This is a genomic window from Escherichia sp. WS3063, from assembly GCF_046486595.1.
GTDB lineage: Bacteria > Pseudomonadota > Gammaproteobacteria > Enterobacterales > Enterobacteriaceae > Escherichia > Escherichia coli.
In genome coordinates, this window is sequence record NZ_JBJQKY010000019.1 from 43,514 (window position 1) to 57,721 (window position 14,208).

13 protein-coding genes are annotated in these 14,208 nt (G+C 50.7%); 4 read left to right on the plus strand and 9 right to left on the minus strand.

All coding sequences use genetic code 11. The features are described from left to right. Positions 1-10: 10 nt before the first annotated feature. Together cmtA and cmtB are read right to left on the minus strand one after the other, a co-directional pair. Complete coding sequence (gene cmtA, locus ACJHYW_RS17475; RefSeq protein ID WP_000428783.1) at positions 11-1,399, minus strand: PTS mannitol transporter subunit IICB; 1,389 nt, start codon at positions 1,397-1,399, stop codon at positions 11-13. 27 nt (positions 1,400-1,426) lie between these two features. Continuing rightward, positions 1,427-1,870: a PTS mannitol transporter subunit IIA gene (gene cmtB, locus ACJHYW_RS17480; protein WP_001236687.1), complete on the minus strand. Its 444-nt coding sequence runs from the start codon at positions 1,868-1,870 to the stop codon at positions 1,427-1,429. 376 nt (positions 1,871-2,246) lie between these two features. Here cmtB and ACJHYW_RS17485 point away from each other — a divergent pair, with 376 nt between their 5' ends. Further along, positions 2,247-3,155: a prohibitin family protein gene (locus ACJHYW_RS17485; RefSeq protein WP_000646942.1), complete on the plus strand. Its 909-nt coding sequence runs from the start codon at positions 2,247-2,249 to the stop codon at positions 3,153-3,155. Between the two features lie 219 nt (positions 3,156-3,374). On the opposite strand, the gene tkt is transcribed toward ACJHYW_RS17485, so the two are convergent. Then, positions 3,375-5,366, minus strand: coding sequence for a transketolase (gene tkt / locus ACJHYW_RS17490; protein WP_000098601.1), 1,992 nt, complete (start codon positions 5,364-5,366; stop codon positions 3,375-3,377). A gap of 277 nt (positions 5,367-5,643) precedes the next feature. Here tkt and loiP point away from each other — a divergent pair, with 277 nt between their 5' ends. Next, entirely contained in the window at positions 5,644-6,402 is a 759-nt protein-coding gene (gene loiP, locus ACJHYW_RS17495; RefSeq protein WP_001357630.1) for a metalloprotease LoiP, read from the plus strand. Positions 6,403-6,492: 90 nt separating this feature from the next. On the opposite strand, the gene speB is transcribed toward loiP, so the two are convergent. The 6 genes from speB to yqgD form a co-directional block, all read right to left on the minus strand. Next, positions 6,493-7,413, minus strand: a complete 921-nt coding sequence (gene speB / locus ACJHYW_RS17500; protein WP_000105562.1) for an agmatinase — start codon at positions 7,411-7,413, stop codon at positions 6,493-6,495. Positions 7,414-7,548: 135 nt separating this feature from the next. Then, entirely contained in the window at positions 7,549-8,280 is a 732-nt protein-coding gene (locus ACJHYW_RS17505; protein WP_000758906.1) for a hypothetical protein, read from the minus strand. A 145-nt stretch (positions 8,281-8,425) separates the two neighbouring features. Next, positions 8,426-10,402 carry a biosynthetic arginine decarboxylase gene (speA, locus tag ACJHYW_RS17510; RefSeq protein ID WP_001295380.1) on the minus strand — a complete coding sequence of 659 codons (1,977 nt, stop codon included), beginning with the start codon at positions 10,400-10,402 and terminating at the stop codon, positions 8,426-8,428. A gap of 8 nt (positions 10,403-10,410) precedes the next feature. Continuing rightward, positions 10,411-10,542 (minus strand): acid stress response protein YqgB, encoded by a 132-nt coding sequence (yqgB, locus tag ACJHYW_RS17515; protein ID WP_001297406.1) that lies wholly within the window; start codon positions 10,540-10,542, stop codon positions 10,411-10,413. A gap of 93 nt (positions 10,543-10,635) precedes the next feature. After that, on the minus strand, positions 10,636-10,779 hold the full coding sequence (gene yqgG, locus ACJHYW_RS17520) for a protein YqgG (protein WP_001297404.1): 144 nt from the start codon (positions 10,777-10,779) through the stop codon (positions 10,636-10,638). Between the two features lie 110 nt (positions 10,780-10,889). Continuing rightward, positions 10,890-11,141 carry a protein YqgD gene (yqgD, locus tag ACJHYW_RS17525; protein ID WP_001305310.1) on the minus strand — a complete coding sequence of 84 codons (252 nt, stop codon included), beginning with the start codon at positions 11,139-11,141 and terminating at the stop codon, positions 10,890-10,892. 55 nt (positions 11,142-11,196) lie between these two features. Here yqgD and metK point away from each other — a divergent pair, with 55 nt between their 5' ends. Together metK and galP are read left to right on the plus strand one after the other, a co-directional pair. Further along, on the plus strand, positions 11,197-12,351 hold the full coding sequence (metK, locus tag ACJHYW_RS17530; RefSeq protein WP_001062128.1) for a methionine adenosyltransferase: 1,155 nt from the start codon (positions 11,197-11,199) through the stop codon (positions 12,349-12,351). Between the two features lie 435 nt (positions 12,352-12,786). Next, a complete protein-coding gene (gene galP / locus ACJHYW_RS17535; RefSeq protein WP_001112301.1) occupies positions 12,787-14,181 on the plus strand; it encodes a galactose/proton symporter in 1,395 nt (464 codons plus the stop codon). The last annotated feature ends 27 nt before the right edge of the window (positions 14,182-14,208 follow it).

Consider the following 14,208-nt stretch of genomic DNA (forward strand, 5'->3'; position numbering starts at 1 on the left):
ACCTCTGTAATCAGTGTTTATGTTCAGCGGTTAATTGATTAAATAAAGTGTCGAGTTTTGGATCGCCAATATAGTTATTAATCAATATCAGTGGTTTATCCGTCACACGTTTCACGCGCCCTTCCAGACTGGCGTGAGTAACGACGATATCCGCATCCGCAGGCACGTTTTCTATGGCGTAATGTTTTACTTCTATTGCCAGCCCCGCTTTTTCCAGGCGTTTACGGAAGGTGGTTGCGCCCATCGCACTGGAGCCCATCCCTGCATCGCAAACAAAGGCAATACGCTTAACACGGCTTAACGAGAATGCACCTTCTTGTTTCATCGCCTTAACCGCATTGGCTGACTGAGCAAACTCATCGTCGCTCTCCGTTTCCACCGTTTTTTCCATCTTCAGTATCAGCGAAGTGATAGCAAAGGACACCAGGGTACCTACCGTAACACCGGCAATTGTCGCCAGGAACGAGCCTTTCGGCGTCAGTGCCAGGTAAGCAAAGATAGACCCCGGACTTGGGCCAGCCACCAAACCACCGTCCAGTAAGTTAAACATCCAGGTGCCAGACATACCGCCCGCAATCATGGCAATAATGGTCAGCGGCTTCATCAGCACATACGGGAAATACAGTTCGTGGATCCCACCGAGGAAGTGAATAATCATCGCCCCGGGCGCAGAACGTTTACTCATCCCTTTACCAAACAAGGTAAACGCCAGCAGCAGCCCCAGACCAGGACCAGGATTGGAGGCCACCATGAAGAAGATGGATTTACCGTTAACCGAAGCCTGTTGCATTCCCAGCGGATAATAGACGCCCTGATCGATCGCATTATTAAGGAAAAGCACTTTCGCCGGTTCATTGATGACTGACAGCAAAGGTAGATAACCCGCATGTACCAGCGCCTCAATACACTCTTTGACGAAAGTATTAGCAATTAACACCGCCGGGCCGATCACTTCAAAACCCAGCAGACAAAGGAGCATCCCCGCGATACCTAATGAGAAGTTATTGATAACCATCTCAAAACCGGCAGGTATGCGTTTTTCCAGCGACTTGTCGATATATTTAATCACCAGACCACCGAGCGGCCCCATAATCATCGAGCCAAGGAACATCGGGATTTCAGCGCCGACGATCACACCAATCGTACCAATTCCGCCCATGACCGCGCCGCGTTTACCGCCGACCAGATGACCACCGGTAGAACCAATCATCACGGGCAATAAATAGGTAATCATCGGACCAACAATTTTGGCGAAATGTTCATTCGGCAGCCAGCCGGTGGGAATAAATAATGCCGTTATAAAACCCCAGGCAATAAAAGCACCAATATTGGGGATGACCATTGCAGTCAAAAAGCCCCCAAAAGCCTGGACCTTTGCACGAGCAGACTTGTTTTCCATAATATTATCCTGTAGAGGAGAGAGTAATTATCCGCGGCTGATAATGCCCGCTAATTGTTTTTCTGATGATGCGGTTAAGAGTTGTTCGAGTATTTCTTCTTCGCACAGTAATTCACTTAACGCCTGAATAGCAGCAATGTGCGAATCGGCATCGGCAGCAGAAAGTCCGATGAGTAATTTAATCGGTTCGTCATTCCCCGGAAAATAAACGCCTTGTTTAAGTAACGTCAAAGACATCCCGGTTTTAAGCGCTCCACATTCCGGTCGCGCATGAGGCATTGCCACGCCTGGTGCGAGAATATAATAAGGACCATTGCTGATGGTGGAATCTTTAATAGCCTGAATGTAATTCTCGCTGATATAGTTTTTTGCTAACAGTGATGCCATCGAGAAATTGATAGCTTCCTGCCAGTCTTTTGTTGAATGTATAACTGAGATTGATAATTCTGGAAAATAATCAATAAGCCGCATAAATTATCCTTATTTATTTTTAGGGTGCCGTCCGGCGGTAAAAATAAAATACGCGTACAAATTAACGAAAGCAATTGGACACATGAAAGGAGAAACTCCACGAGCAAAAATAACAAAATATTAAATAACAACAACATGAAATAAGTTTTTAAAAAGTCAATTATAAATCTGTTAAGTAAACTACAAAATCAACAAATTATTCATCACTATATTTGTGATACACATCTCTATTTTCTTATTGAATGTTCGAAAACATACTTATTACGTTTATTATTTTTTCGCTCATCCCCTTTATAAATTCTGAATTATCGGCTGTTGTCTGTTTTCTCATCACCCCATGTGACATATTCCTATACTTTACTCAAGGAAGATTCATATGAAAGCACCTGTTTCATTAACCTCATTTCGCCCACAAAAATCTCTTGCTATCGCCATTGGCGTGCTTGCCGTGGTTGTGCTGCCATTTCTCTCGTATTACACCGTTAATGAAGGTGAACGCGGCATTTTGCTGCGCTACGGAAAAATCGTAAAAGTTGCCGAGCCGGGGCTGGGTTTTAAGATCCCTTTTATGGAAAGCGTAGAGAAAATTTCCACGCGTAATCAGGCTGTGGTCTATCAGGGATTACAGGCCTACAGCCGCGACCAGCAACCGGCACAAATGACAGTATCAGTCAGCTTCCACATTAAACCTTCAGAAGCAGGCGCGGTTTATACCACCTACAACACCATTGAAGCATTAAAAGATCGTCTGATTGTCCGTCAGTTGCCAACTCAACTGGAGAACGTTTTCGGACAATATACCGCCATCAGCGCCGTACAGGATCGTACAAAACTGGTTCAGGATCTGCAAAATGCCATGCGCAAAGCCGTTGTTGGGCCAGTGGTAATTGACGGGGTCCAGATTGAAAATATTGATTTTTCTGACGCTTATGAAAAGTCGATTGAAGACCGAATGAAAGCAGAAGTCGCCATTGCCACGCGTAAGCAAAATCTGGAAACGGAGAAAATCCAGGCGCAAATAGCGGTAACTCAGGCCCAGGCGGAAGCAGACAGTAAACTAGCGGCAGCCAAAGCAGAAGCGGAAACTATTCGCGTAAGAGGCGCGGCAGAGGCTGAAACTATTCGTTTAAAAAGTGCGGCTGAAGCAGAAGCTATCCGCCTGCGCGGTGAAGCTCTGCGGGAGAATCCCGGACTTGTTGCCCTCACCACTGCTGAGCGTTGGGACGGTAAACTGCCCGATACCATGATCCCCGGCAGCACAGTTCCGTTTATCTCTACTAAGTAAAAAAAGGGCCGCTTTCGCGGCCCTTGAGATTGATAGCAAAGACAAAACTGCCTGATGCGCTACGCTTATCAGGCCTACATACTTCCTGCAATATGTTGAATTTGCAAAATCTTGTAGGACGGATAAGGCGTTCACGCCGCATCCGGCATAAACAACGCGCACTTTGCCAACAATCTGAAGGGCCGCATTTGCGGCCCTTCTCACAAAGCATCTTACCGATTACAGCAGCGCTTTTGCTTTCGCAACAACGTTGTCAACGGTGAAGCCGAACTCTTCAAACAGCTGCTCTGCCGGAGCAGATTCACCGAAGGTGGTCATGCCGACGATAGCGCCGTTCAGGCCAACATACTTGTACCAGTAGTCAGCAATGCCAGCTTCCACCGCAACACGAGCGGTAACCGCTTTCGGCAGTACGGATTCACGGTAAGCCGCGTCCTGCTTGTCGAATGCGTCGGTAGACGGCATGGAAACCACGCGCGCTTTCACGCCTTCGGCAGTCAGTTTTTCGTAGGCGGCAACAGCCAGTTCAACTTCAGAACCGGTCGCGATGAAGATCAGTTCCGGCTGACCAGCACAGTCTTTCAGCACATAACCACCGCGCGCGATGTTTGCCAGCTGCTCTTCAGTACGTTCCTGCTGCGCCAGGTTCTGACGGGAGAGGATAAGCGCAGTCGGGCCGTCCTGACGCTCAACGCCGTATTTCCACGCTACTGCGGATTCAACCTGGTCACACGGACGCCATGTAGACATGTTCGGGGTCACGCGCAGAGAAGCGATCTGTTCTACCGGCTGGTGAGTCGGGCCATCTTCGCCCAGACCGATGGAGTCGTGGGTGTAAACCATCACCTGACGCTGTTTCATCAGCGCAGCCATACGTACGGCATTACGTGCGTATTCCACGAACATCAGGAAGGTTGAGGTATACGGCAGGAAACCACCGTGCAGGGAGATACCGTTAGCAATCGCGGTCATACCGAACTCGCGAACACCGTAGTGGATGTAGTTACCTGCAGCATCTTCGTTGATTGCTTTAGAACCAGACCACAGGGTCAGGTTAGACGGAGCAAGGTCAGCGGAGCCGCCGAGGAATTCCGGCAACAGCGGACCGAACGCTTCGATAGCATTCTGAGACGCTTTACGGCTGGCGATTTTCGCCGGATTAGCCTGAAGTTTAGCAATGAACTCTTTCGCTTTCGCGTCGAAGTCAGACGGCATTTCGCCTTTCATACGGCGGGTAAATTCAGCGGCTTCCTGCGGATAAGCTTTCGCGTAAGCAGCGAATTTCTCGTTCCATGCGGATTCTTTCGCCTGGCCTGCTTCTTTCGCATCCCACTGAGCATAGATTTCAGACGGGATTTCGAACGGCGCGTATTTCCAGCCCAGCTGTTCGCGGGTCAGGGCAATTTCAGCGTCGCCCAGCGGCGCACCGTGGGAGTCGTGGGTACCGGCTTTGTTCGGGGAACCGAAACCGATGATGGTTTTGCACATCAGCAGGGACGGTTTGTCAGTCACTGCGCGCGCTTCTTCTACTGCGCGTTTGATGGATGCCGCGTCATGACCGTCGATATCGCGAATAACGTGCCAGCCGTAAGCTTCGAAACGCATTGCGGTGTCGTCGGTAAACCAGCCTTCAACGTGACCATCGATAGAAATACCGTTGTCATCGTAGAACGCAATCAGTTTACCCAGCTTCAGCGTACCCGCCAGAGAGCAAACTTCGTGGGAGATGCCTTCCATCATGCAGCCGTCGCCCATGAAGGCGTAGGTGTAGTGGTCGACGATGTCGTGGCCCGGACGGTTAAACTGCGCCGCCAGCGTTTTTTCTGCAATCGCCATACCGACTGCGTTGGCAATACCCTGACCCAGCGGACCGGTGGTGGTTTCTACACCTGCGGTGTAACCCACTTCCGGGTGACCCGGAGTTTTAGAGTGCAGCTGACGGAAGTTTTTCAGTTCTTCCATCGGCAGATCGTAACCGGTGAGGTGCAGCAGGCTGTAGATCAGCATGGAGCCGTGGCCGTTGGACAGCACGAAGCGGTCACGGTCAGCCCAGGACGGATTCTGCGGGTTGTGTTTCAGGAAATCACGCCACAGGACTTCGGCAATGTCAGCCATACCCATAGGGGCACCCGGGTGACCGGATTTGGCTTTCTGTACTGCGTCCATGCTCAGCGCACGAATAGCATTGGCAAGCTCTTTACGTGAGGACATTTTGACTCCAGATCGGATGATGAAGGGCACACCCTTAACGACTTGACGACAGCGCGTTTTGGGCTACGCCGGAAAATTTGCCAACAATTTACCGCAAGCCGCGCGTCATGTACATGGAACATCCTTTTGCCGCTTCAGAAATCTCTGGATCATGCTCGCATGTTGCGCAATCCACTCGCCCGTCCGCTGCGCTTTTCCTTATACTGAGACTGAGCGTCGATTCACCTGCAAACGGCGCATTTTTAGAATAATCCTGACCTTGTGCGGAAGAGAAAACATGAAAATTCGCGCCTTATTGGTAGCAATGAGCGTGGCTACGGTGCTGACCGGTTGCCAGAATATGGACTCCAGTAGACTGCTCTCATCAGGAGCGGAAGCTTTTCAGGCTTACAGTTTGAGTGATGCGCAGGTGAAAAAACTGAGCGATCAGGCATGCCAGGAGATGGACAGCAAAGCGACGATTGCGCCAGCCAATAGCGAATATGCTAGACGTCTGACGACAATTTCTCGCGCGTTAGGCGATAACATCAACGGTCAGCCGGTGAATTACAAAGTGTATATGGCGAAGGATGTGAACGCCTTTGCAATGGCTAACGGCTGTATCCGCGTCTATAGCGGGCTGATGGATATGATGACGGATAACGAAGTCGAAGCGGTGCTCGGTCACGAAATGGGGCACGTGGCATTAGGCCATGTGAAGAAAGGAATGCAGGTAGCACTTGGTACAAACGCAATTCGCGTTGCGGCGGCCTCTGCAGGCGGAATTGTCGGCAGTTTGTCACAATCACAACTGGGAGACCTGGGCGAAAAGCTAGTCAATTCGCAATTTACCCAACGTCAGGAATCAGAGGCCGATGATTACTCCTACGATTTGCTGCGCCAACGCGGTATCAGCCCGGCAGGTCTTGCCACCAGCTTTGAAAAACTGGCGAAACTGGAAGAAGGCCGCCAAAGCTCAATGTTTGACGACCATCCTGCATCCGCCGAACGCGCCCAGCATATTCGCGATCGTATGAGCGCGGATGGAGTTAAGTAAAGCCAGGTAGTGCCGAACGTAGGTCGGATAAGGCGTTCACGCCGCATCCGACATTAATGGCACATCACCCGCGCGCCTCTTATCTGGCGCTTACTCGCCCTTTTTCGCCGCCTGGATATACAGCATCTCCAGCGCCAGCGTCGCCGCAGCCAGAGCGGTGATTTCCGACTGATCGTATGCCGGAGCCACTTCCACTACGTCCATCCCAACGATGTTGAGATCTTTCAAGCCGCGTACCAGTTTAATGGCGCGATCGGAGGTCAGGCCGCCAATTACCGGCGTACCGGTTCCCGGCGCGAAAGCAGGATCCAGGCAGTCGATATCAAAGGTCAGGTAAACCGGCATATCACCCACAATCTGTTTCACCTGGGCGATAATGTCATCCACGCTGCGATCGTTCACCTGGCAGGCGTCCAGCACGGTAAAGCCGTTGTCTTTATCAAACTCGGTACGAATACCAATCTGCACGGAATGATTCGGGTCGATCAGACCTTCTTTCGGCGCGGTATAGAACATGGTGCCGTGGTCAAATTCACAACCGTTCGCATAGGTGTCGGTGTGGGCGTCAAAGTGTACCAGTGCCATTTTGCCGAAATGCTTCGCATGAGCGCGCAGCAGCGGCAGCGTAACAAAGTGGTCACCACCGAAGGAGAGCATACGCTTACCAGCAGCCAGCAGCTTCTCGGCGTGCGCCTGCAGCTTCTCGCTCATCTCACGGGCATCGCCGAAGGCATATACCAGATCACCGCAGTCCACGACGTTCAGGCGCTCACGCATGTCGAAATTCCACGGGAAGCGGTTGTGTTCCCAGGCCAGATTCGTCGAAACCTGACGGATCGCTGCCGGACCGTGGCGCCCCCCCGCACGGCCAGAAGTGGCCATATCGAACGGCACGCCAGTAATCACCCAGTCAGCATCGCTGTCATATGGCTGGAAGTTCATCGGCAGGCGTAAAAAACCAAAGGCGTTGGAAACCAGTGAGTTATCGTATTGATGACCTAAGGTGCTCATGGATGGACTCCTATTACAAAGTCGATATAAAAAAACCCTTCCGCGTCGTTAGGCCCGACGAGGAAGGGTTGGATTTGTGAAACACAAGTTTGTGCTAATTATCGCCTTAAATGGGCGAGGCATCAAGCGAGGTTGCTATTTCCGACACGGTGGCGGCGCATAGCCATTGTTATCTGCCGGAAAGGCTTGTCCAGAGCACGGCGGCAGCGCGTTTTTCGCCGGGCCTTGTAATTCAAAGGCGGCAAAGCCGATTACACCGGTATTACGCACATCGCCTTGCGCCGAATTGGCTGCGTAGGAATCAGCAACGTTGGCGAACTGAAAAGCCGCTTCGGTATGTTTATCTTTGCGGAATCCTTTAATCGCTAACGAATCTCCGGCATTCACAATATAACCGTTGTTATTCAGCGAACCTTGTTTACCATTCAGAACATCCAGGCCATCAACCGTAGCAACGATCTCGTAGTTGGTGTTACGACTGTAATTACGGACATATAATTGATAATTCATTCCGACTCTGGCATGGACAATATAGCGTGGTTCATTATTGGATGAATCATAAACCCGCGTAATTGGTAGAGATTTAAAATTACCATCGCGAATAGCATATTCCAGTTCGTTAATACGAATGCTATAAACGCGGTCGTAGCCGGAAGGAACATTAGTCGAATAACTAATAACGATCATCTCTGCCGGATCGCGCCAGGCTCGTTCAGCAGATACGCCATGAACCGTTGAGTGCACATCCCCACCCCAGGCGGTGCCGACATTACCCGATGCACTGCTATTATACTGCGCATTACTGGAACAACCGGCCAGCAGCACGATTAATGCCACCAACGCGCTACGTACTTTCCATTTTTTCATAACCGTTCCCTCTGCATTTAATTAATGCAGCGATTGTAGGGAGATTATTTAATAAGAAAAGCAGCTAAATTATTTTTAAGAATATATAAAAAGAAAGCGGGGCGATTTACTTAAATAAATCGCCCCGCCAGCGGAATAATCTTAATTATTCATCTTCAAGATAGGTATAACCGTACAAACCTGCCTCGAACTCTTCAAGGAACTGTTGTTGCAGTTCAGCATCAAGATCGGTTTTCTTCACCTGATCGCGGAACTGGGTTAACAGCGTTTTCGGATCGAGCTGCACATATTGCAGCATGTCCGCCACGGTATCGCCTTCGTCAGACAGTTCTACCTCTACGCTACCATCAGGGAAGACGAACACGTCAACCGCTTCGGTATCACCGAACAGGTTGTGCATATTGCCGAGGATCTCCTGATATGCGCCGACCATAAAGAAACCGAGCATCGGCGGATTCTCCGGATCGTACTCCGGCATAGGCATTGTCGTGGCAATACCGTCACCATCAATATAGTGGTCGATAGCACCGTCTGAGTCACAGGTAATATCCAGCAGCACAGCGCGGCGTTCCGGCACTTGATCCAGCCCTTCCAGCGGCAGAACCGGGAACAACTGGTCGATCCCCCACGCATCCGGCATCGACTGGAACAGCGAGAAGTTGACGTACATTTTGTCCGCCATACGTTCCTGCAGCTCGTCGATAATCGGACGATGAGCACGGTTTTGCGGATCCAGCTGCTTTTGCACTTCATGGCACATGCTCAAATAAAGCTGCTCAGCCCATGCGCGTTCTTGCAGGCTAAAGGTGCCGGAAGAGTAGCCGATATGAATATCGTGCAGATCCATCTGGCTGTCGTGTAACCATTCACGCAGAGAACGGCGAGTTCCCGGTTCGTGCATTTCCTGCCAGGTTTCCCACATGCTTTGCAGGGCGCGCGGTGCGTCTTCTGCAGGCGCGGTCGGCACCGTGTATTCGTTACGTTCCACGCCGATGATATTCGACACCAGCACGGTGTGATGCGCAGTCACCGCACGACCCGATTCGGTGATTACCGTTGGATGTGGCAGACCATTTTCTTCACACGCATCACCAATCGCCCAGATGATGTTGTTGGCGTATTCATTGAGTCCGTAGTTTACGGAGCAGTCAGACTGCGAACGAGTGCCTTCATAGTCCACGCCCAGACCGCCGCCGACGTCGAAGCACTGAATATTGACGCCCAGCTTGTGCAGTTCCACATAGAAACGCGCGGATTCACGAACGCCTGTCGCGATATCGCGAATATTCGCCATCTGCGAACCGAGGTGGAAGTGCAGCAGTTGCAGGCTGTCGAGACGCCCGGCTTCACGCAGCGTTTCAACCAGTTGCAGTACTTGAGTCGCCGCCAGGCCAAACTTCGATTTTTCCCCGCCGGAGGACTGCCATTTACCCGAGCCCTGCGAAGCCAGACGTGCACGCACGCCCAGACGAGGAACGACATTCAGACGTTCTGCTTCATCCAGCACAATGGCAATTTCTGACATCTTCTCAATGACCAGATAGACCTTGTGGCCCATCTTCTCGCCAATTAATGCCAGGCGGATATATTCGCGGTCCTTATAACCGTTGCAGACGATGACGCTACGGGTCATGCCAGCATGTGCCAGCACCGCCATCAACTCAGCTTTGGAACCGGCTTCCAGGCCCAGCGGTTCGCCCGAATGAATCAGGGACTCAATCACGCGGCGGTGCTGGTTAACTTTGATCGGATAAACGAGGAAGTAATCGCCGTTATAGCCGTAGGATTCCCGCGCTCGTTTGAACGCGGCGTTAATGGAACGCAAACGGTGCTGCAGGATCTGTGGGAAACAGAACAGTGCAGGCAGACGCTGACCCTGTGCTTCGCGAGTTTTCACTAACTGCGCGAGATCGACGCGAGCTTCCGGGACGTCCGGGTCCGGGCACACGCTGATGTGGCCCAGCTCGTTAACGTCATAGTAGTTATTGCCCCACCAGGCAATATTGTAAGTACGCAGCATCTTGCTGGCTTCCTGGGAGCTCATTGCAACCTCCTGCATGGAGCGTAGTACACCGTGTTCGCCCGCTGACGAAGGCAAACCCATAGACATGTCGTCAGACATAGCGAACCTCAAATTATTTTATTAAGTGTAAAACAGTTAACGACTATCGCAGCCTGGAACTGCGATAACAACCCATAAGCACATGGATTTTCCAGCAGTGAATGCTGACGCTCCAACTGCGCAACCGGTTTCTTTTTCATAACATTATTAAGCACATAACCGAACGTAAGTGTGACAGTTCGGCGAAACCACGAGAAAACTCTTGTTTTTACAAGAGCGCCCTTGTTCAGTCCTCAGTAGCTGTAACCAGCTCTTGAATCCTGAGAAGCGCCGAGATGGGTATAACATCGGCAGGTATGCAAAGCAGAGATGCAGAGTGCGGGGAACGAATCTTCACCAGAACGGTGAGACAGGTTAAGCAGCAGACAACGGTTCATTATTTCGTATCACCTCCACGGCCGCCTGTTAAGACGAACCCACAAGCCAAAACTCTGTTTTCAACCCGGCTGGAAGTGGCAACACGAAAGAAACGTCGTGTGCTTTTTATTTAAGCCGCGCGCCGCGTTTTATACCCCACAATGGCAGAAAATTGCAAAAGATAAATACGCAGAATGCCAGCATTGTCAGGAAAAATTTCCAGCCACGTTTTTAACAGAATGAGACACGATTCAAAAAAAAGTGGAAATTGGGTGAAGAACTGACCTAAAATAGCCATCCAGATGTTAATCCATCCATACCGATTAACACTCAGACTGCCAGTGTTTTTAACCTGCAGAGTCGTGGTAGGATCCGCTACCACAGAAAATCCACACAACAGTTTGAGCTAACCAAATTCTCTTTAGGTGATATTAAATATGGCAAAACACCTTTTTACGTCCGAGTCCGTCTCTGAAGGGCATCCTGACAAAATTGCTGACCAAATCTCTGATGCCGTTTTAGACGCGATCCTCGAACAGGATCCGAAAGCACGCGTTGCTTGCGAAACCTACGTAAAAACCGGCATGGTTTTAGTTGGCGGCGAAATCACCACCAGCGCCTGGGTAGACATCGAAGAGATCACCCGTAACACCGTTCGCGAAATTGGCTATGTACATTCCGACATGGGCTTTGACGCTAACTCCTGTGCGGTTCTGAGCGCCATCGGTAAACAGTCTCCTGACATCAACCAGGGCGTTGACCGTGCCGATCCGCTGGAACAGGGCGCGGGCGACCAGGGTCTGATGTTTGGCTACGCAACTAATGAAACCGACGTGCTGATGCCAGCACCTATCACTTATGCACACCGTCTGGTACAGCGTCAGGCTGAAGTGCGTAAAAACGGCACTCTGCCGTGGCTGCGCCCGGACGCGAAAAGCCAGGTGACTTTCCAGTATGACGACGGCAAAATCGTTGGCATTGATGCTGTCGTGCTTTCCACTCAGCACTCTGAAGAGATCGACCAGAAATCGCTGCAAGAAGCGGTAATGGAAGAGATCATCAAGCCGATTCTGCCCGCTGAATGGCTGACTTCTGCCACCAAATTCTTCATCAACCCGACCGGTCGTTTCGTTATCGGTGGCCCGATGGGTGACTGCGGTCTGACTGGTCGTAAAATCATCGTTGATACCTACGGCGGCATGGCGCGTCATGGTGGCGGTGCGTTCTCCGGTAAAGATCCATCAAAAGTGGACCGTTCCGCAGCCTACGCAGCACGTTATGTCGCGAAAAACATTGTTGCTGCTGGCCTGGCCGATCGTTGTGAAATTCAGGTTTCCTACGCAATCGGCGTGGCTGAACCGACTTCCATCATGGTAGAAACTTTCGGTACTGAGAAAGTGCCTTCTGAACAACTGACTCTGCTGGTACGTGAATTCTTCGACCTGCGCCCATACGGTCTGATTCAGATGCTGGATCTGCTGCACCCGATCTACAAAGAAACCGCAGCATACGGTCACTTTGGTCGTGAACATTTCCCGTGGGAAAAAACCGACAAAGCGCAGCTGCTGCGTGATGCTGCCGGTCTGAAGTAATCTTTCTTCACCTGCTTTCAAAGGCCAGCCTCGCGCTGGCCTTTTTCTTTTACCTCACCGCAGTGGACAGGCGTTCACGCCGCATCCGGCAAAAAACCGCCCGCACAATAACATCATTCTTCCTCAACACGTTTTACCGCAAATTATCATCACTACTGAAATCGATTACACCAACCACACCAGCCAAATATTTGTAATATTTTCATATTATTATTCAGCTTTCACAGTTGTTACATTTCTTTTCAGTAAAGTCTTAATTGCAGATAACAACCTTTAATCTATGATGATATAACTCAATTATTTTCATGCACTTAAATCATAACTAAGATAAATATTAGTGTAAGCGATTACACTGATGTGATTTGCTTCACATCTTTTTACGTCGTACTCACCTATCTTAATTTACAATAAAAAATAACCATATTGGAGGGCATCATGCCTGACGCTAAAAAACAGGGGCGGTCAAACAAGGCAATGACGTTTTTCGTCTGCTTCCTTGCCGCTCTGGCGGGATTACTCTTTGGCCTGGATATCGGTGTAATTGCTGGCGCACTGCCGTTTATTGCAGATGAATTCCAGATTACTTCGCACACGCAAGAATGGGTCGTAAGCTCCATGATGTTCGGTGCGGCAGTCGGTGCGGTGGGCAGCGGCTGGCTCTCCTTTAAACTCGGGCGCAAAAAGAGCCTGATGATCGGCGCAATCCTGTTTGTTGCCGGTTCACTGTTCTCTGCGGCTGCGCCAAACGTTGAAGTACTGATTCTTTCCCGCGTTCTGCTGGGGCTGGCGGTGGGTGTGGCCTCTTATACCGCACCACTGTACCTGTCAGAAATTGCGCCGGAAAAAATTCGCGGCAGTATGATCTCGATGTATCAGTTGATGATCACTATCGGGATCCTCGGCGCTTATCTTTCTGATACCGCCTTCAGCTACACCGGTGCATGGCGCTGGATGCTGGGTGTGATTATCATCCCGGCAATTTTGCTGCTGATTGGTGTCTTCTTCCTGCCAGACAGCCCACGTTGGTTTGCCGCCAAACGCCGTTTTGTTGATGCCGAACGCGTGCTGCTACGCCTGCGTGACACCAGCGCGGAAGCGAAACGCGAACTGGATGAAATCCGTGAAAGTTTGCAGGTTAAACAGAGTGGCTGGGCGCTGTTTAAAGAGAATAGCAACTTCCGCCGCGCGGTGTTCCTTGGCGTACTATTGCAGGTAATGCAGCAATTCACCGGGATGAACGTCATCATGTATTACGCGCCGAAAATCTTCGAACTGGCGGGTTATACCAACACCACCGAGCAAATGTGGGGGACAGTGATTGTCGGCCTGACCAACGTACTTGCCACCTTTATCGCAATCGGCCTTGTTGACCGCTGGGGACGTAAACCAACGCTAACGCTGGGCTTCCTGGTGATGGCTGCTGGTATGGGCGTACTCGGTACAATGATGCATATCGGTATCCACTCTCCGTCGGCGCAGTATTTCGCCATCGCCATGCTGCTGATGTTTATTGTCGGTTTTGCCATGAGTGCCGGTCCGCTGATTTGGGTACTGTGCTCCGAAATTCAGCCGCTGAAAGGCCGCGATTTTGGCATCACCTGCTCCACTGCCACCAACTGGATTGCCAACATGATCGTTGGCGCAACGTTCCTGACCATGCTCAACACGCTGGGTAACGCCAACACCTTCTGGGTGTATGCTGCTCTGAACGTACTGTTTATCCTGCTGACATTGTGGCTGGTACCGGAAACCAAACACGTTTCGCTGGAACATATTGAACGTAATCTGATGAAAGGTCGTAAACTGCGCGAAATCGGCGCTCACGATTAATCTCCTCAGGCTTCCTCCCGTCATGGA